Genomic DNA, 20,695 nt, shown 5'->3' with positions numbered 1-20,695 from the left:
ATTGATGCCGGAGGGTGCCGCCACACGGCGAACCTGCCATGCAGGTTGCGGCATGCGTCGTCACCCAGCGCTCAAAGAATACCAGTCAGGCCGAGAGGCTGTCCTGATCCGGCAGCCATTGCGATCTCGCGTCATGCAATTCTCGACGCATGCGGCACGCTTCTTGCTAAAACCGGTAGAGCGTCGCATGTTCGTGAACGTACGAGCCACGGCGCTGATGACAGACTCGCCTTGGACCCGATACGCCGCCGACCACGACTCGGGTCACCCCCTGAACCACTTCCAGAACGCCCTCAAGAGATACGCCATGACCCAGCCACCCGACCCGTTGATGGACACGACACTCGACGCCTCACGCGAGTCATCACGACCTGACGACACTCGCTGGCTGACCGTGACACTGGCCCCCTCGCAGCAGACTCTCGGCCGCTTCACTCTCGACACCTGGGTGATTTCCCGGATCGCGCCCGCGGATCACGGCGAGACCACGCCCCGGACGCCTGAACAAGCGGCGCAACCGGAGCCTCAACGCACTCTGCCCCTGCAGCTGCATCTCACCGAGCGCACCGACTATCGTTACAACCTGCGTTGCGAACAGCCGCGTCTGTTCGTCTTGTGTGAAGAGCGTGAAGCGGATGGCATGCAGCCAAGGGTCGTCACCGCCTGCCAGGAAGTGGCCTCGCATTGGCTGGATGGTGACCAACTGGTACTGGACACCCCGATGCCTCCTGCCCTGATGGTCTGGCTGGAGGGCTATCTCGCCCGGCATGGTGAGCGCATCGACGAAGGCAAGAAGAAGAAGCGCAAGGGGGCGGGGCGCGCCAGTCAGACCGACACCGTGCGCCCGGACGCTGATGCTGCCAACAAGGAAGGGCCATGAGTCACTCCGACGACCGCGACCATACCTCGCAAGGCCTGTTGTCCCGCTGGTCACGCCGCAAGCAGCGCGCCGAAGCCTCACGGACGACCACGGACTCTCCCGATGCCGCCGCCGCTGGACTGGCGACGGTCGCTCGGCCCTCCACGGCCAATGACACCGCACCCACTGATACCGCACCCACTGAGACCGCACCCACGGTAACAGAGGCCTGCGAGGCATCGGACGAGCCGGGCCATGCTCTGCACAGTGAGCGGCATGACAGCAAGCGGCATGGCGAAGCGTCCGCTGAAGGCGGCAGTGAGACGACCGACGCCGAGGCCCTTGCACAGGAGGCAGATGAGCCCCCTCCCGTCGTGGAGCTGCCAGACCCCGACACCCTGCTGCCGGATGCGGATATCAGTGCCTACATGCAGGCAGGAGTGGACCCGGCGCTGCGACAACGCGCCCTGCGCCGCATCTTCATGGGAGGCGAGCACTCCCTGCGCGATGGCCTGGACGATTACGATCAGGATTTCTCCCAGATGCGTCCGCTCGCCGCAGGTGTGGCCGAGACGCTGAGACACTGGACCCGCGATGTCAAAGAGGGACTCGAGAAGCTGGAGGATGACGAGGCTGAGTGCGTAGCCACCAGCAACGGCTCGGAAGATCAACCGCAGGATGAGGCGCCGGAGGCTGCACCCTCAACGGATGAGCAAGGCCTCGACTCACTGGATGAGACATCATCGGATCACGGCCCACAGACCCATCGCGAGCACGCGCAGGACCAGCACACTGATACTGATGCTGCCCTTGCGCATGACACGCATGCACGGCAAGGCGCATGGGACCAGACCGATGGCGTCACGGCTGACGGACATGGGCCCACCCACAGATCGCCCCAACCACCAGAATGACACGCCTACCCTCAGGCACTGAGACATTATGACCCAGCGCGAGCTCCGTTTTCGGCATGCGGGGTCATTCCCTTGCCTCTCACATGACTTCCACTCCCATGCGAGAGGCGCACTGCCTGCAAGAATCCGCTCAACAGAGGCAGGTATCGTCTAGCAAGAGAACGGCACTGCCTTCCGATACCTGACCGTCTACGCCCGATGCTCATCGCTGGCCCTTCAGTCCCTGACTATGCTGAAGCCAGTCGCAATGATGCCGCCATGCGGATCATCCGGATGACATCAGACGCAAGACGTCGCTGGAAGCCCATGCACTTCCTTGAATGACCTTCGACCGCTGACCGGGCGCAAGCCTCGAGAATCAGCGGCGATCAGGAACCGTCCACCGCGCCACCTGACAGGCGCCAGGGGCGGAGCCGCCACGACCGAAATAAGGATGAGGATGCTCAGTTCAAGTCTCGAGAACGCCCAGCGCGCGCTCAACCAGCAAGCACGCCAACGCGCCCTGGCGGCAGTGCTCGGAGCCTCCCCCGCTTCCAGCCTGCCACTGCTGGCCAGTGATGCCGGCAGCGCCCCGATCCGCTATCGCAGCCAGGGCCGCACACTGCTGATCGGCAGCGAAGCGCGCCTGCGTGCCCTGTCCAGCCTGATGCTGGCACTGCCCGCCACTCACTCCCTGTCACTGTCTCTGCTGATCAGCGAGCAGGACAACAGCGCTCTGGTATCCCTCGACGAGCGGCATATCACGACGAGCGAAGCACTGCCCTCCCATGCCAGCACCCGCGAGGCGCTCTCGCTGAGCGGCCATCTTGGCCATTTCACGCTGCTGTCTGGCGGGGTCAATCTGGCGCGCGCACTGCTGTCCACAGGTGCCCGACAGGTCGAGACCTTCGACCTGATCGCCGATCTGGGTCACCAGCCCCTCAATCAGGCGGAACTTCCGCCGCCGGGCTATCTGCGTGCAGAGGATACGGTGCTGGGCGAGCTGGATCGTCTCGCAAGCGACGCCAGCCTTGTCGAGAGCGGCGATCAGATCGCGAACCTGACCCATTGGGCGACAGAATTCGCCGGTCTGGTCGGCAGCTTCGACAAGCCCAATTACGTCAACGTCAATCTCGACATCTGTGCCCATTCAAGTGCGGGCAGCATCGGGTGTACACGTTGTCTTTCCTCCTGCAGCGCCGATGCCATCTTCTCCGTGGCGGGACGCCGCAACGCGCATATCGAGATCGACCCGTACCTCTGCCATGGTGCCGCCAGTTGCGTGAGTGCCTGCCCGACCGGCGCGCTGAGCTTTACCCAGCCGCCACTCGAACAGCGTCTCGAACAGATCCAGCGTCTGCTTGAGCGCTATCAGGATGCAGGGGGCACGCAGCCGATACTGCGCTACCGCCTCGAGTCTGCCAGTGACCGCCACTCGCCGTTGGCACCTGAGGATCAGGAACGCTGCCTGGACATTGCACTGGATGAAATCAGCGCCACCGGGCACGACGAGTGGCTGGCCGCGCTGGCGCTGGGCGCCACCCAGGTCATCGTCGAACTGCCTCGGACACTGCCTGCCGGTCAGCACCAGCAACTCGAGCAGGAACAGCGTCTGTGCAATGCGTTGCTGGAAAGCATGCAACTGGCCACGGACACCCAGGGCTCCCCCCGTCTCGTGCTGATCACCGAGTCCGCCGTGCCGGCCTCGCCCATGACGCTCGTCAGTCCGCTCTGCATCGCGCTGGCGCCCGGTGCCGATCGCGAAGAAGACGGCCAGCCGGGCCTGCCGATCGCGCGTGACTGGCTGTTGGGTCAACCGGATGCCCGACCCGGCAAGCGTGAGCGCCTGAATCGTGTACTGGATCACCTGGCCACGCTGGCCGCCGCTGACCTGGCGCAGACCGCCGTCGAGGTACCTGCCGGTGCGCCCTTCGGCGCGATACAGGTCGAAAGCGACGGCTGCACCCTTTGTCAGGCCTGTGTCGCGGTCTGCCCGACCAGCGCACTGTCCGCCAACCGCACCTCTCCGGCACTGTCCTTCACCGAGGGAGATTGCGTGCAATGTGGCCTGTGCGAGCAGTCATGCCCCGAGAGCGTCATCACTCTGACGCCGGGCTTTTCCGCACAACCAGAGGTGCGCCGTGAACCGCGCCTGCTCAAGCAGGACACGCCGTTCCCCTGCATCAGCTGCGGCACCCCGTTCGGCTCCACCGCCACCATCACGGCGATGCAGACCAAGCTGGCCTCCCACGCCTATTTCCAGGGTGACGGTGCGCTGCGCCTCAAGATGTGCAGCGATTGCCGCGTGAAGGATATCTGGCACGAAATGGCCCGCAATCCCGATGCTCAACTCAAGGTCTGAGTCCATGCCTTCAAGTGATGACACTGATATGACACCTGATGATGGATCGTTGATCAGCCACAGTGCCGAGCAACAGGCACTGCGGGCCGATCTCTACCGCCTGCTGGCTCGCCTGCTGCGGGCAGCGCCCGATCAGCCACTCATCGACTTCCTGGCGGCGCTGGAGCCTGAGGCCATCACCATGCCCGGCGCGGATCAGCAGCAACTGCCCAGGGCGCTGGCCTCGCTGTCTCTCTCGGCGCGGGTCAGTGATCCTCGACGACTGGAGGATGAGTATTTCCAGGCACTGGTCGGGGTCGTGCAGGGCGAAGTGGTGCCGTATGCCAGCTGGTACCTGACCGGCTCATTGATGGAAATGCCGCTGGTGGCACTGCGCCATGACCTCAAGCGCCTCGGTTTCGAGCGCGAAGCCGACGTTCGCGAGCCGGAGGACCACCTGGGGGCCCTGTGCGAGGTCATGGCCATGCTGATCGAGGAGCTGCCCGGCGAACAGGTCAACTTCTTCCGTCAGCATCTGGCGAACTGGGGTGAGCGTTGCTGTGCCGACCTTGCGCGTCGCAAGAGTCCTTTCTATGCCGCGGTTGGCTATCTTGGCCAGGCATTTCTGGCAGCCGAACGACGCAATCTCGGAGAGGCTCCCCAACCGACAGCCTCATTGGCGGACGTCGCAAGCCAAGACACCACTGGCTGGCAAGGCATACAACTTCCCCAATCGTGAGACCGACAGACACGAGCCGGACAGCACCCACAGCCCCGGCACACGCCATGGCCAGTGCTGGGGCTGATGCAAGACCCTGATGCAAGACCTGAAGCAAGACCGTGAGACACCCTTCAAGCGACAACGGATTCAGCGACGTTCGCCTTGAACATGACATGTCAGACAGGAGATCAGCATGAAGACTGATGATAATACGCAAGGCCAGGAACTGGCCCGTCAGGGCCGCCGCAAGTTCCTGAGGGTACTGGGAGCCAGCACCGTCGGGGCGGCAGCCGCTGGAACGCTGGCCGGGGCCGTCATCCCGGATCAGGCCGCGCCACAGGACGGCAAGACAGCAGACAGAGTGACCGACAACTATCGCGAGACGGATCACGTGAAGGCGTTCTACGCCACTCTGCGAGATTGACCTTCTGTCGGTCACGTCTCCTCAGGGGAATCTGCCAGTGGCAACGCCGCCACTGCCAGATCCTCCGGGAGAGTACAGACTCGCCTGACGGCGTGACCGATCAGAGACACAAAGGGCAGCGTGGAGTTCACTCCAGCCGCCATTGACAGCGACAAGACGGCACAGGAGCTCGCTGGCGAATGCCAGAAGAGCCACCTGAAGAACCGCCACTCCCGACACGGCCACCTGACCCGCCCAAGCGGTGCATGTCGTGTATCGGGTGATGAGGAGAAAGATGTCATGCGACTGACCCCCACCCCCTCCAGCACGGAGAGTACGGGACTCGGCATCAACCGCCGCCAGTTCCTGAAGCGCAGCGGTGTTGCGACCGGCGGCCTTGCCGCGGCCAGCTTCATGGCCACCCCGATGATGAAGCGTGCCGAGGCCAAGACGGAAGTCTCACAGGCACCTGTCGAGACCAAGCGCACGATCTGTTCCCACTGCTCCGTGGGCTGTGGCGTCTATGCCGAAGTCCAGGAAGGCGTCTGGACCAAGCAGGAACCCGCCTTCGATCACCCCTTCAACCGCGGCGCGCATTGTGCCAAGGGCGCCTCGCTGCGTGAGCATGGTCACTCTGACCGTCGTCTGAAGTATCCGATGAAGCTCGAAGGCGGCAAGTGGAAGAAGCTGTCCTGGGAGCAGGCCATCGAGGAAGTCGGCAACAAGGTACTGGAGCTGACCGAGCAGCATGGCCCGGACAGCATCTACTGGCTCGGCTCGGCAAAGTTCAGCAATGAACAGGCCTACCTGATGCGCAAGTTCGCAGCGCTGTTCGGCACCAACAACGTCGATCACCAGGCGCGTATCTGCCACTCCACCACCGTCGCCGGCGTCGCCAACACCTGGGGCTATGGCGCGATGACCAACTCGTTCAACGACATGCACAATTGTCGTTCGATTCTGTTCATCGGCTCCAACCCCTCCGAAGCCCACCCGGTGGCGATGCAACACATCCTGCTGGCCAAGGAGCGCTCCAACGCCGAGATCATCGTCGTCGATCCGCGCTTCACCCGCACGGCAGCGAAAGCCAACAAGTACGTTCGTCTGCGTCCGGGCACCGATGTTGCCTACATCTGGGGACTGCTGTGGCACATCTTCGAGAACGGCTGGGAAGATGAGGCCTACATCCAGCAGCGCGTCTACGGCATGGACGAGGTACGCGCGGAAGTCGCCAACTTCCCGCCCGACGTGGTCGAGCGCATCACCGGTGTCGGTGAAGCCGACATGCTCGACGTCGCACGTCGACTGTCCCAGAACCGTCCGGGAAGTGTCGTGTGGTGCATGGGTGGCACGCAGCACACCACCGGCAACAACAATACCCGCGCCTACTGCATTCTGGAGCTGGCACTGGGCAACATCGGCAAGTCCGGTGGCGGCGCCAACATCTTCCGGGGTCACGACAACGTTCAGGGCGCCACGGATCTGGGCCTGATGTCCCACTCCCTGCCAGGTTACTACGGCCTCTCCGAAGGGGCGTGGAAGCATTGGGCCAAGGTATGGAACGTCGACTTCGACTGGATCCAGAACCGCTACGACCAGACCGAATACCACGACGGCAAGCCGATGCACACCAACGGCATCACCGTCTCGCGCTGGGTCGATGGCGTGCTTGAGGACCCGGATCGCATCTCCCAGCGCACCGCGCTCAAGGCGATGTTCTACTGGGGGCATGCCGTCAACTCCCAGACCCGTGGACCCGAGATGAAGAAGGCCATGGCCAAGCTGGACATGATGGTGGTGGTCGACCCCTACCCGACCATCGCCGCCGTCATGCACGACCGCACCGATGGCGTCTACCTGTTGCCGGCCGCGACCCAGTTCGAGACCACCGGCAGCGTGACCAACTCCAGTCGCTCCCTGCAGTGGCGTGATCAGGTCATCGAACCGATGTTCGATTCCAAGCCGGATCACGAGATCATGTATCTGCTGTCCCGCAAGCTGGGCTTTGCCGACGAGCTGTTCCGCAACATCAAGGTCGAGGGCAGCGTGCCGGTGGTCGAGGACATCACCCGCGAATTCAATGCCGGGATGTGGACCGTTGGCTATACCGCCCAGAGTCCCGAGCGCCTGAAGGCACATCAGAAGAACTGGCATACCTTCGACTTCGAGACACTCAAGGCACGGGGTGGTCCGGCAAATGGCGACTTCTACGGTCTGCCATGGCCGTGCTGGGGAACGCCGGAGATGGGCCATCCGGGCTCGCCCATCCTGTATGACACCTCCAAGACGGTGGCCGAAGGCGGTGGCAACTTCCGCGCCCGTTACGGCGTGGAACACAACGGCACCAATATCCTGGCCGAGGGCTCCTGGTCAAAGGGCGCCGAGATCGAGGATGGCTATCCGGAGTTCACCGACAAGCTGCTCAAGCAGCTGGGCTGGTGGGACGACCTGACGGCCGAGGAAAAGCAGGCGGCGGAAGGCAAGAACTGGAAGACCGATCTTTCCGGTGGCATCCAGCGCGTGTGCATCAAGCATGGCTGCATGCCGTACGGCAACGCCAAGGCACGTGCCCTGGTGTGGACCTTCCCGGACCCGATCCCCAAGCACCGCGAGCCGCTGTATACCGCGCGCCGTGACCTGGTGAAGGACTATCCGACCTGGCCGGATTCCGAATCCATCTATCGTTTGCCGACGCTCTACGCCTCCATTCAGGAGAAGGACGTCAGCGCCAAGTACCCGATCACCCTGACCTCGGGCCGCCTGGTGGAATACGAAGGGGGTGGCGAAGAGACACGCTCCATCCCGTGGCTCGCCGAGCTGCAGCAGGAGATGTTCGTCGAGATCAATCCGGCGCTGGCCAATGACCAAGGCATCAAGGATGGCGACATGGTATGGGTCGAGGGTGCCGAAGGCGGCCGCGTGAAGGTCAAGGCGCTGGTCACCGAACGAGTCGGGCCGGACGTGGTCTTCATGCCCTTCCACTTCGGGGGCCACTACGAGGGCGAGTCCCTGGAGTCACGCTACCCGGAAGGCACGGTGCCCTACGTGCTGGGTGAGTCCGCCAACACCGCGACGACCTATGGCTATGACCCCGTGACCCTGATGCAGGAAACCAAGGTCACGCTGTGCCGAGTCAGCCTCGCCTGAAGCGCGTCCCGACCCTGACTGTCGATCGCGTAAACGCCGAATCATCGAGCCAATCATATGTCGATGATCAGAAATATCCGGCCTGTCGTCTGAGCCACTCGACGACGGGCCGTGAAGGAGAAGCAAGATGGCCCAGATGAAATTCCTGTGTGATGCAGAGCGCTGCATCGAGTGCAATGGCTGCGTGACGGCCTGCAAGAACGCCAACGAGACGGAATGGGGCATTCAGCGTCGCCGTGTCGTGACCCTGGACGACGGCAAGCCGAGCGAAGTCTCCATCTCGGTGGCGTGCATGCATTGTGATGACGCGCCGTGCATGGCGGTCTGCCCCACCGACTGCTTCTACAAGACCGATGACGGCATCGTCCTGCACGACAAGGATATCTGCATCGGTTGCGGGTACTGCCTGTATGCCTGCCCGTTCGGCGCGCCACAGTTCCCGCAGCAAGGTGCCTTCGGCGAGCGCGGCAAGATGGACAAGTGCACCTTCTGTGCCGGCGGCCCGGCCGAGAGCCCGGAAGAAGAGTTCGAGAAGTACGGTGCCAACCGCATCAGCGAAGGCAAGCTGCCGCTATGCGCCGAGATGTGCTCCACCAAAGCCCTGCTGGCCGGTGACGCCGAGACCGTCTCTGACATCTTCCGTCAGCGCGTGGTCTATCGTGGCCATGAAGACGGCGCCTGGTCGCCGGTCGACAAGGCCAGCCACCCGGAAACCTCGGCCAACCTGACCACCAGCAGCGTTCAGCAGGCGGATCACCTGGCCTACGACGCAGCCCGCAAGGGGTAAGGAGGCGACATGCGCGCGCACTTCACAGCTTCACGGTTGACCGTCGTCGCCATGTTCCTGTGTCTGATGCTGGCCAGCCTCTGGCTGGCCCCTCAGGCGCTGGCCGCGAATCCGGACGGCGAGATCGGTCAGGCGGTCGGTACGGTGAATGCCGACACCTGGCGGCAGGTGAAAGATGGAGAAAATTCCATCGACAGTCGCCATGACTCCAACTACAGCCTGATCAACCAGAGCGGCGAGACCTGGCGACAGATCCGCAACCGCTGGATCTCACCGGGTGGCCTGATCGCTCTGGGCGGCATGCTGGCCGTGCTGGCGATCTTCTATCTGCTGGTGGGGCGCAACGATCTGGACCACCCCCGCTCGGGCAAGTTGATGCTGCGCTGGACGGCACTGGAACGTGCCATGCACTGGACACTGGCCACTCTGTTCCTCACGTTGGCCATCACCGGCATCAATCTGTTGTGGGGCAAGTTCGTGTTCCGCAATGTCTTCGGGGATGTGTTCTGGGCCAACATGATCATGGCGACCAAGGTGATCCACAACTATGTGGGGCCATTGTTCTCGATCATGCTGATTCTGGTGCTGGCCAAGTGGCTGAAGCTCAACCTTCCCAAGAAGCATGACCTTGAGTGGTTCCGCCAGGGTGGCGGCATGATGAAGGGCAAGCACCCGGATGCCGGCTTCGCCAATGGCGGGGAAAAGGCCTGGTACTGGATTCTGGCGACAGTCGGCCTGGTGGTGATTGCCAGCGGGCTGGTGCTCGACTTCCCGATATTCGGTCAGACCCGTGACAACATGCAGTGGGCCAATGTCTTCCACGGCGTTGCCTCATTGATGCTGATCGCGGTGTCCTTCGGCCACATCTACATCGGTACCGCCGGCACGGAAGGTGCCTTCGAGGGCATGAAGACCGGTTACGTCGATGAAACCTGGGCCAAGCAACACCACAATCTGTGGTATGACGAGGTCAAGCAGGCCGAGGCGGCGGACCCGGCATCAGACCCCGCCACGGCACCTGACGACAGTCTGGCGCGTCAGCAACGCCCGAATTAGTCCGAGGCCAGACGTCCGCTGGATGGCACCTGACGACAGCCTGGCGCGTCAGCAACGCCCGAATTAGTCCGAGGCCAGACGTCCGCTGGATGAGTGATGATTCGCCCGGTCAGGTTCGCCTGCCGGGCGTTTTGCATTGATATCGCCTCTCCCTGCCCGTCTCCCGGCCTCTCGCACCGGTTCACAGCCCTGCATTAGTTGCGTAAAGTTTCAGGTATCTGGCCTGGTCTCACCAGGCCCCCTCTACCATGAAGGCCTGCGCCATGCCGCGCCTTCTCAGGAGATTTCCATGAGCGACCCGACCCCCCAGACCGTCCAGGACCTGAACCAGCTGGACGAGCAGACCCGCACCGAGCTGGAAGCGGCCGCTTTCCGCCGTCTGCTCAAGCACCTGGATGACAACAAGGATGTCCAGAACATCGATCTGATGATCCTCGCCGACTTCTGCCGCAACTGCCTGTCCAAGTGGCTGATGGCCGCCGGCGAGGAACGCGGCGTGAGCTTCGATTACGACGCGGCGCGCGAGCACGTCTACGGCATGCCCTATTCCGAGTGGAAGACACATCACCAGGCCAAGGCGACCCCTGAGCAACTCGCAGCGCTCGAGGCACGTCAACAAGTCAAGAAGGACTGATCATGAGCGGCAATGACGAACAGATCGGCCTCACCATCGCGGTATTGACCGTCTCCGACACGCGCACCGAGGACACTGATCGCTCCGGTGACGCCCTGGTCGAGAGCCTGACGGCAGCCGGCCATACCCTGCATGAAAAACGTATCGTCCCCGATGACATCTATCAGTTGCGCGCCGTGGTCAGCGAGTGGATCGCGGACCCGGCCGTGCAGGTCATCCTGACCACCGGCGGCACAGGCTTCACCGGACGTGATTCCACACCGGAAGCCATCCGCGTGCTGCTCGACAAGGAAATCCAGGGCTTCGGCGAGCTGTTCCGTCAGCTTTCCCATCAGGAAGTCGGCAGCTCCACGATCCAGAGCCGCTGTCTGGGCGGCCTGGCCAATCGTACCGTGGTGTTCTGCCTGCCCGGCTCTACCGGGGCCTGCAGGACAGCCTGGAACGGCATCCTCAAGGAGCAGCTGGACAGCCGTCATCGTCCCTGCAACTTCGCCAATCTGGTGATCCCGGAGCGCGGAACCCATGCCCACTGACTCCTCTTCTGCACAAGAGGCATCCCGGACGGGTCAGACCAAGACCGCCTGCGGCTGCGATAGCGTGCCGGTTGGCGCCAAGGGCCTGGCCCCTCTTTCCAGTGCCTTATCCGCATTGCGCGAATGCTGTCCGGTAATGCCGGTAGAGCAAGTCCCTGTCAGCAAGGCCGCGGGGCGTGTCCTCGCTGAGGATATCTACGCCGAACTGGACGTTCCTCCTGCCGACAACTCACAGATGGATGGCTACTGTGCAAGAGTAGCGGATATCGGTGATGGCGCCTGGCTGCCAATCAGCCAGCGCATCGCGGCAGGCCAGCCCACCTCGGCACTCGCCTCGGCAAGTTGTGCACGGCTGTTCACCGGGGCGGAAATCCCCGAAGGCGCCGACGTTGTGGTCATGCAGGAAGAAGTGACACTGCGTGAGAACGAAAATGGCACCACGGAAGCGTGGCTGCCCGGCCCACGGATTCCCGGCGACAATATCCGCCGACAGGGACGCGACGTCACTCGTGGCACTCGACTGATCGCCGCTGGCACTCGCCTGGATGCCGCGATGCTGGGCCTGCTCTGTGGTCAAGGATTGAGCAGGGTCTCGGTGCGGCGCAAGGTACGAGTGGCTCTGTTTGCAACTGGCGATGAGCTGATCGAACCGGGACAGCCCCTCGAACCGGGGCAGATCTACAACTCCAATCGCGTGATGCTCAGCCAGATGCTCAGCGACTTCGGGGCTGACGTGGTGCTGGCGCCACTCAATGTGGCCGATACCTTCGAGGCCACCCGTGACGCTCTCGCGACAGCGGCAGAACAGGCCGACTTGATCGTCACCTGTGGCGGGGTCAGCGTCGGGGAGGAAGATCACGTCCGCCCTGCCATCGAGGCGCTTGGCAGCCTGGATCTCTGGCGCCTGGCCATCAAACCGGGCAAGCCACTGGCGCTGGGGCGCATCCTCAACACGCAAGGCGACTCGGTGCGTGTTGTGGGGCTACCTGGCAACCCGGTGTCGAGCTGGGTCGGTGGCTGGCTGTTTCTTCGCCCCATACTGGGCGAGATGCTCGACTGTGACGCACTGCGGACCCTGAGAAGCCTCCGAGTACGCTCCGCCTTCTCGGCCAACACCGCCATCCGTCAGGACCATCTGCGTGTCACGCTGACGCCAGCCGATGATGGCCAGCTTGAGGCTCACGCCTTCCCGGACCAGAACTCAGCCGTGCTCTCCTCATGCGTCGGCGCTGAGGCATTGGCCGTGATCCCTCCCCACGCACAGATAAGCCCCGGCGACAGTGTGGAGTGTCTATGGCTGGAGAGTTGAGTGATTTCCGCTACTGACCGGCATCCCCACCTCCTCTGACGCTGGAATGCGACAACCGAGTGACCCTCCAGCGTCATCTTGACCTTCCCTCTGAGTCCGGCACACTGACTGCTTTTATTCGTCAGCGTTCTGGCCTGCCAACCGCAGGCCAGAACGTTGGAATGTTCCGGACTCTTGAGCAAGGACATCTCAATGCCAGCCAATTCCTCGTCGCCTCGTGCGTTGTTGCGCCCACTCACCATGGCTGTGCTGCTTGCCACCGCTTCGTCATCCCTCCCGGCCTTGGCCAATGACAATGAAACGGCACCAGCCCCGGGAACATCCGTCACCGAATGGAGCTACTCGAGTGAGTCGGGCGACAGCGCCAATGGACCGGAACACTGGGGAGACCTCACCCCCGGCTACGCGGAATGCGCCAGTGGTGCCCGGCAATCACCGATCGACATCGACAGTCAGTCACGCCCTCTGGAGGAAACAGGGCCGAAGCTCGACTACCACTCGCCGCTGCTCGTCACTCGGGACACGGGGCACACCTTGCAGATCGAAGGGGCCAGCGGAAACACGATGACACTGGATGGCACCCCCTACACTCTGTCACAGGTGCATCTGCATGTGCCCTCGGAACACGCGATCGATGGCAAGCGCGCTGCCATGGAAATCCATCTGGTGCACACCACTCCAGAAGGCAAGTTGGCAGTGCTGGCCGTGTTGGTCGAGGAAGGACATGACAACCTAGCGCTCAGCCGTCTGTTGAGCCGTCTTCCACAGCGAGGACTCTCCGAGACTCTGACAAGCGGACTGTCGGCCAACCTGCTACTGCCACGCGAGCATGCTGGCTGGCAATACTCCGGCTCGCTGACCACTCCACCATGTTCTGAACCCGTCACCTGGTTTGTGATGAAATCACCGATCGAAGCCTCTCGGTCACAGATCGATGCCTACCTGGAGTGGCAAGGAGGGGAGAATTCTCGCCCTCTCCAACGCTGACGAGACGATTTCCTCTCGAACCATGAAAACGCCACCCGACAGGGTGGCGTTTTTTTCGTGAGCTCAGAAACATATTTCAAACGTTTAAACAACGGACATTACTGACCAGCGGGCACCTACTTATAAGGATATCTTAAAGTAATGCGTTTTTTCGCCACGATATTAATCAGTTAGCGCCATTCCATGAATGCATCGATACGAAACCAGAATAATCATACCCAGGGAATGATCCAGATACGTCCTTGCAGCGTTCTTGAAAACACACCCCATACCGCCACTGCTACCTAGGTATCAGTGGCGTAGACAGCATTCGATGTGTTGAACAAGAAATCGAGAAACACAAGAAAAACAAATCAAACGATATATACACGCATATCATTCATGCGACAGTGCTAGAAAAATGAACCCACACATAATACTGTGTTAATCATTGATAATTAATAGAAAGTCGTAAAAGCACACAAGAAGTGCCATTGAGGACAACAATATGCCAGTCAATGCCAAGGTCGCTCCGCACGGTCAACTCGAAAGTCAGGAAGCTATCCTGCGTGAAGTCGATAACATCACCCTCAATGATGCCTCGGATGTCAGCCTAGATCTCCATCCACGTGACGTAGAAATGATGACCCGCCAAGGGGACAACCTGCTTGTCACTCTCGAGAACGGGGATCTGGTCACGATCGAGAGTTTCTACGCCGACCCCAGCGAACTCAGTCATCTGTATCTTCAGGGTGATGAATTCGCTGGAGAAATATTCCAGGTCGGCCTTGGCGAGGCCGGTGCCAGTGGCGCAGTCCCCTTCACGAGCACTGCGACATTGACCACGGCAGAGTCTGCCCTCGCCACAGCGGCTGCTGGAGCAAGCTCTGTCGGCGCCGGGGCGGAAGCAGCCACCGGCGCAGGGGCTGGCGCCGGCATCAGTACTGCTGGACTGGTGGCAGGCGGTGTTGCAGTAGCCGCCGGCGTTGGGGTTGCCGCAGCCACTTCTGGCGATAGCGCTTCCTCTGATGCGGACACGACAGCGCCCGATGCTCCTCTTCTGAGCGACACCAATGGCATGGTCCTCAGCGGCATCAGCGAGCCCGGTGCCACTATCGAAGTCATCAATGCATCCGGTGAGATCGTGGGCACCGCGACGGCTGATGCCGATGGCAACTTTGTCGTTGAGCTGGATCCGCTGCAGGAGCCAGGCACCGAACTGAGCGCCACTGCTACCGATGCCGCTGGCAACGAAAGTGCTGTCTCCGACACCCTGCTGGTGCCGGAAGATGCCGACGTCACCGCACCGAACACGCCGACCATCGCCTCTGCCACCGACGACGTGGAAGCCGTCACAGGCACCCTCGCCGATGGAGACAGCACCAATGATGCGACGCCAACCCTGACCGGCAGCGCCGAAGCCGGCAGCACCGTCACGATCACCCACAACGGTGAAGTGATCGCTACTGTCACGGCAGATACCAATGGCAGCTGGACCTACACCCCGACGACTGCGCTGACCGAGGGCGAGCATGTCTTCAGCGTTACTGCCACCGATGCCGCGGGCAACGAAAGTGCACCGTCTGCCGACTTCACGCTCACCGTCGACACCGTCGCGCCAAATGCACCAGTGCTGGCTGAGACCGATGGCACCACCGTCGCCGGGACCGGTGAAGCGGGCACCACGGTGGAAGTCACGAATGCCAACGATGATGTGGTGGGCACCGCGATCGTCGATTCAGAAGGCAATTTCTCCGTTGAGCTTTCACCGGAGCAAGAAGCTGGCAGCACTCTGACAGCCACGGCAACCGATGCGGCCGGCAATGAAAGCACAGTGTCCGAGGCACTCGATGTACCGGAAGATGCTGACGTCACAGCGCCGAGCACGCCGACCATCACCTCCGCCACAGATGATGTGCCAGCCGACACCGGCGCCCTCGCCTCCGGCGACAGCACCAATGACTCCACCCCGACCCTGACCGGTAGTGCCGAGATTGGCAGCACCGTCACCCTCACCCACAACGGTGAAGAAATCGGCACCGCTACCGCCGATAGCAATGGCACCTGGAGCTTCACACCAGGCACTGAATTCGCCGATGGCGAGCACGTCTTCAGCGTCACCGCGACTGATGAAGCCGGCAACGTGAGCGCGCCGTCTGGCGAGTTCACGCTGACGGTTGATACCACTGCGCCGGATGCGCCGATTCTGTCCGAGACCGATGGCGAGACCGCCAACGGCAGCACCGTCAATGGCAGCGCTGAAGCCGGCGGGACCGTCGAGATCACCAACGGTGATGGCGATCTGCTGGGCTCTGGCACCGTCGCGGATGACGGCACCTTCAGCATCACGCTGTCTCCGAAGCAGGAAGCCGGCGCTGAGCTGACGGCCACCGTCACTGATGCCGCAGGCAATGAGAGCCCGGTCTCCGACACCCTGGTGGTCCCGGAAGATGTCGACGTCACCGCACCGAATGCGCCGACCATCGCCTCCGCCACGGATGATGTGGAAGCCGTGACCGGCACCCTCGCCTCCGGCGACAGCACCAACGACGCCACCCCGACGCTGACCGGCAGCGCCGAGATCGGTAGCACCGTCACCGTCACGCATAATGGCGAAGTGATCGGCACGTCCACCGCCGATAGCAATGGCACCTGGAGCTTCACACCAGGCACTGAATTCGCCGATGGCGAGCACGTCTTCAGCGTCACCGCGACTGATGAAGCCGGCAACGTGAGCGCGCCGTCTGGCGAGTTCACGCTGACGGTTGATACCACTGCGCCGGATGCGCCGATTCTATCCGAGACCGATGGCGAGACCGCCAACGGCAGCACCGTCAATGGCAGCGCCGAGGCCGGGGGGACCGTCGAGATCACCGATGTCGATGGCGTTGTGCTTGGCACCGGCACCGTTGCCGATGACGGCACCTTCAGCATCACGCTGTCGCCGAAGCAGGATGCTGGCACCGAGCTGACGGCTACCGTCACTGATGCTGCAGGCAATGAAAGCGCAGCCTCTGCCGCATTGACCGTGCCGGAAGATGCCGACGTCACCGCCCCGAACACGCCGACCATCGCCTCTGCCACCGACGACGTGGAAGCCGTCACAGGCACCCTCGCCTCTGGTGACAGCACCAATGACGCGACCCCGACGCTGACCGGCAGCGCCGAGATCGGTAGCACCGTCACCGTCACGCATAATGGCGAAGTGATCGGCACGTCCACCGCCGACAGCAACGGCACCTGGAGCTTCACGCCCGAGACCGATTTCGCCGATGGCGAGCATGTCTTCAGCGTCACTGCCACTGATGCTGCAGGCAACGAAAGTGCACCGTCTGCCGACTTCACGCTCACCGTCGACACCGTCGCGCCAGATGCACCAGTCCTGGCCGAGACCGATGGCGAAACCGCCAATGGCAGTACGGTCAATGGCAGCGCCGAAGCCGGCGGGACGGTCGAGATCACCAACGGTGATGGCGATCTGCTGGGCTCTGGCACCGTCGCGGATGACGGCACCTTCAGCATCACGCTGTCGCCGAAGCAGGAAGTTGGCACTGAGCTGACGGCTACCGTCACCGATGCCGCAGGCAACGAAAGTGCTGTCTCCGACACCCTGGTGGTGCCGGAAGATGCCGACGTCACCGCACCGAATGCGCCGACCATCGCCTCTGCCACCGACGACGTGGAAGCCGTCACAGGCACCCTCGCCTCTGGTGACAGCACCAATGACGCGACCCCGCCCCTGACCGGCAGCGCCGAAGCCGGTAGCACCGTCACGATTACCCACAACGGTGAGGAAATCGCGACAGTCACCGCCGATGCCAATGGCACCTGGAGCTTCACGCCGGCGACTGACTTCGCCGATGGCGAACACGTCTTCAGCGTCACCGCCACTGATGCCGCGGGCAACGTGAGTGCGGCATCTGCTGACTTCACCTTGACCGTCGACACCACCGCGCCGGATGCACCGGTCCTGACTGAAACCGATGGCGAGACCGCCAATGGCAGCACGGTCAACGGCAGCGCTGAAGCCGGCGGGACCGTCGAGATCTCCAACGGTGATGGCGATCTGCTGGGCTCTGGCACCGTCGCGGATGACGGCACCTTCAGCGTCACGCTGTCTCCGAAGCAAGAAGCCGGTACCGAGCTGACGGCCACCGTCACCGATGCTGCAGGCAATGAAAGCGCAGCCTCTGCCGCATTGACCGTGCCGGAAGATGCCGACGTCACCGCCCCGAACACGCCGACCATCGCCTCCGCGATCGACGACGTGCCTGATGGCACCAGCACCCTCGCCTCGGGCGACAGCACCAATGACGCGACTCCGACGCTGACCGGCAGCGCCGAAGCCGGCAGCACCATCACGATCACCCACAACGGTGAAGAGATCGGTACCACCACCGCCGACAGCAACGGCACCTGGAGCTTCACGCCCGAGACCGATTTCGCCGATGGCGAGCACGTCTTCAGCGTCACCGCCACCGATGCTGCGGGCAACGAAAGTGCACCGTCTGCCGACTTCACGCTCGCCGTCGACACCACCGCGCCGAATGCGCCCGTTCTGGCCGAGACCGATGGCACCACCGTCGCCGGGACCGGTGAAGCGGGCACCACGGTGGAAGTCACGAATGCCAACGATGATGTGGTGGGCACCGCGATCGTCGATTCAGAAGGCAACTTCTCCGTTGAGCTTTCACCGGAGCAAGAAGCTGGCAGCACTCTGACAGCCACGGCAACCGATGCGGCCGGCAATGAAAGCGCAGCGTCCGCGGCACTTGATGTGCCGGAAGATGCAGACGTCACCGCGCCGAATGCGCCGACCATCGCCCCCGCCACGGATAATGTGGAAGCCGTGACCGGCTCCCTCGCCAATGGCGACAGCACCAATGATGCGACTCCGACGCTGACCGGCAGCGCCGAAGCCGGCAGCACCATTACTCTCACCCATAACGGTGAAGAGATCGGCACCACCACCGCTGACAGCAACGGCACGTGGAGCTTCACACCGGCGACTGACTTCGCCGATGGCGAGCATGTCTTCAGCGTCACTGCCACCGATGCCGCGGGCAACGAAAGTGCACCGTCTGCCGACTTCACGCTCACAGTCGACACCACCGCGCCGAATGCGCCCGTTCTGGCCGAGACCGATGGCACCACCGTCGCCGGGACCGGTGAAGCGGGCACCACGGTGGAAGTCACGAATGCCAACGATGATGTGGTGGGCACCGCGATCGTCGATTCAGAAGGCAACTTCTCGGTCGCGCTGTCTCCCGAGCAGGATGCCGGCACCGAGCTGACCGCCACAGTCACCGATGCCGCTGGCAACGAAAGTGCTGTCTCCGACACCCTGGTGGTCCCGGAAGATGCCGACGTCACCGCGCCGAATGCGCCGACCATCGCCTCCGCCACGGATAATGTGGAAGCCGTGACCGGCTCCCTCGCCAATGGCGACAGCACCAATGACGCGACCCCGACTCTGACTGGCAGCGCCGAGATCGGTAGCACCGTCACCGTCACGCATAATGGCGAAGTGATCGGCACGTCCACCGCCGACAGCAACGGCACGTGGAGCTTCACGCCGGAGACTGACTTCGCCGATGGCGAGCACGTCTTCAGCGTCACCGCCACCGATGCCGCGGGCAACGAAAGTGCACCGTCTGCCGACTTCACGCTCACCGTCGACACCACCGCGCCGGATGCACCGAGCCTTGCGCTCACCGCCGACACCAACGTCGCGGACGATGGCATCACCAGCAACGGGGAAGTCACCGTCAGCGATCTGGAAGCCGACGCTACCTGGGAGTACACCACCAACGGTGGCACGACCTGGGTCGATGGCACGGGGGCTACCTTCACTCTCGCCGAAGGCAGCTATGCCGATGGCACGGTGCAGATCCGTCAGACCGATGTCGCCGGCAACGTCAGCGACGCCGTGAATCTGGGCGCCGTCACCGTCGATGCCACCATCGCGGCACCGAGCCTTGCGCTCACCGCCGACACCAACGTCGCTGACGACGGCATCACCAGCAATGGTGAGGTCACCGTCAGTGGTCTCGAGACCGATGCCACCTGGGAAGTCTCCCTCGACGGCGGCACCAGCTGGGATGCTGGCACTGGCACCACCTTCACGCTGGACGAAGGCAGCTACGCCGATGGCGTTGTGCAGATCCGTCAGACCGATGTGGCTGGTAACGTCAGCGACGCCGTGAACCTGGGCGCCGTGACCGTGGATACCACTGACCCGACGGGCAACATCGCCTTCGTCGATGGCGCCGATGGCTTCCTGAACGTCGACGACATCACTGCCGTCGCCCTCAGCGGCAGCATCGAGGCCGGCCTCGACAGCAGCAATGTCGTGATCACCATCACGGACAGCGCCGAGCCGGCCAATGAGTACACCGTCGACGCTGGCAACATCTCGGTCGGCACCGACGGCGCGCTCTCGGTGACTGGCCTGGATCTCTCTGCCCTCACAGCAGGCACCCTCACCGTCTCGATGACCGTCACCGATGTAGCGGGCAATACGTTCGAGACCGACGGCACCACCACCAGTGATCTCACGGCGCCTGAAGTCCCGAGCCTTGCGCTCACCGCCGACACCAACGTCGCGGACGACGGCATCACCAGCAATGGTGAGGTCACCGTCAGTGGTCTCGAGACCGATGCCACTTGGGAAGTCTCCCTCGATGGCGGCACCACTTGGGATGCTGGCACTGGCACCACCTTCACCTTGGACGAAGGTGTCTACGCCGATGGCGTTGTGCAGATCCGTCAGACCGATCTCGCGGGCAACGTCAGCGACGCCGTGAACCTGGGCGCCGTCACCGTGGATACCACCGACCCGACGGGCAGCATCGCCTTCGTCGATGGTGGCGATGGCCTTCTCAATCTGGCAGACATCAACGCCGTTGATCTGACTGGCAGCATCGAGGCCGGCCTCGACAGCAGCAATGTCGTGATCACCATCACTGACAGCGCCGATCCGGCCAACGAGATCACCGTCGCCACAACTGACATTACGATCGACGGTGCCGGCAATCTGTCCGTAA

The 20,695-nt window shown here is 62.8% G+C and carries 13 protein-coding genes; all 13 read left to right on the top strand.

The genetic code is table 11. The features are described 5' to 3' along the window. Positions 1–307 precede the first annotated feature (307 nt). Positions 308–880 (top strand): DUF3305 domain-containing protein, encoded by a 573-nt coding sequence (locus HXS65_RS11235; RefSeq protein WP_255304488.1) that lies wholly within the window; start codon positions 308–310, stop codon positions 878–880. Further along, entirely contained in the window at positions 877–1,773 is an 897-nt protein-coding gene (locus HXS65_RS11230; protein ID WP_176493878.1) for a DUF3306 domain-containing protein, read from the top strand. Before HXS65_RS11235 ends, HXS65_RS11230 begins: the two co-directional genes overlap by 4 nt. Before the next feature lie 439 nt (positions 1,774–2,212). Beyond that, positions 2,213–4,114 (top strand): 4Fe-4S dicluster domain-containing protein, encoded by a 1,902-nt coding sequence (locus HXS65_RS11225; RefSeq protein WP_176493877.1) that lies wholly within the window; start codon positions 2,213–2,215, stop codon positions 4,112–4,114. Positions 4,115–4,142: 28 nt separating this feature from the next. Continuing rightward, positions 4,143–4,832: a molecular chaperone gene (locus HXS65_RS11220; protein ID WP_176493876.1), complete on the top strand. Its 690-nt coding sequence runs from the start codon at positions 4,143–4,145 to the stop codon at positions 4,830–4,832. Positions 4,833–5,007: 175 nt separating this feature from the next. Further along, positions 5,008–5,238: a hypothetical protein gene (locus tag HXS65_RS11215; RefSeq protein WP_077376618.1), complete on the top strand. Its 231-nt coding sequence runs from the start codon at positions 5,008–5,010 to the stop codon at positions 5,236–5,238. A gap of 279 nt (positions 5,239–5,517) precedes the next feature. Then, positions 5,518–8,364 carry a molybdopterin-dependent oxidoreductase gene (locus HXS65_RS11210; protein ID WP_077376621.1) on the top strand — a complete coding sequence of 949 codons (2,847 nt, stop codon included), beginning with the start codon at positions 5,518–5,520 and terminating at the stop codon, positions 8,362–8,364. A 127-nt stretch (positions 8,365–8,491) separates the two neighbouring features. Next, positions 8,492–9,151 carry a formate dehydrogenase FDH3 subunit beta gene (gene fdh3B / locus HXS65_RS11205; RefSeq protein WP_084208727.1) on the top strand — a complete coding sequence of 220 codons (660 nt, stop codon included), beginning with the start codon at positions 8,492–8,494 and terminating at the stop codon, positions 9,149–9,151. 9 nt (positions 9,152–9,160) lie between these two features. Further along, entirely contained in the window at positions 9,161–10,207 is a 1,047-nt protein-coding gene (locus HXS65_RS11200; protein ID WP_077376626.1) for a formate dehydrogenase subunit gamma, read from the top strand. Between the two features lie 289 nt (positions 10,208–10,496). Further along, on the top strand, positions 10,497–10,841 hold the full coding sequence (locus HXS65_RS11195; RefSeq protein WP_176493875.1) for a DUF1244 domain-containing protein: 345 nt from the start codon (positions 10,497–10,499) through the stop codon (positions 10,839–10,841). A gap of 2 nt (positions 10,842–10,843) precedes the next feature. Beyond that, a complete protein-coding gene (moaB, locus tag HXS65_RS11190; RefSeq protein WP_136937849.1) occupies positions 10,844–11,374 on the top strand; it encodes a molybdenum cofactor biosynthesis protein B in 531 nt (176 codons plus the stop codon). Beyond that, positions 11,364–12,683: a gephyrin-like molybdotransferase Glp gene (gene glp / locus HXS65_RS11185; RefSeq protein WP_176493874.1), complete on the top strand. Its 1,320-nt coding sequence runs from the start codon at positions 11,364–11,366 to the stop codon at positions 12,681–12,683. The genes moaB and glp overlap by 11 nt, the downstream gene beginning before the upstream one ends. 192 nt (positions 12,684–12,875) lie before the next feature. Further along, positions 12,876–13,670, top strand: coding sequence for a carbonic anhydrase (locus HXS65_RS11180; RefSeq protein ID WP_084208731.1), 795 nt, complete (start codon positions 12,876–12,878; stop codon positions 13,668–13,670). Between the two features lie 487 nt (positions 13,671–14,157). Beyond that, the coding region (locus HXS65_RS11175; RefSeq protein WP_176493873.1) for an Ig-like domain-containing protein at positions 14,158–20,695 on the top strand (6,538 nt) is incomplete at its 3' end.

Source organism: Cobetia sp. 5-25-4-2 (genome assembly GCF_013374075.1).
GTDB lineage: Bacteria > Pseudomonadota > Gammaproteobacteria > Pseudomonadales > Halomonadaceae > Cobetia > Cobetia marina.
This window is presented reverse-complemented; position numbering and strand designations above follow the sequence as displayed.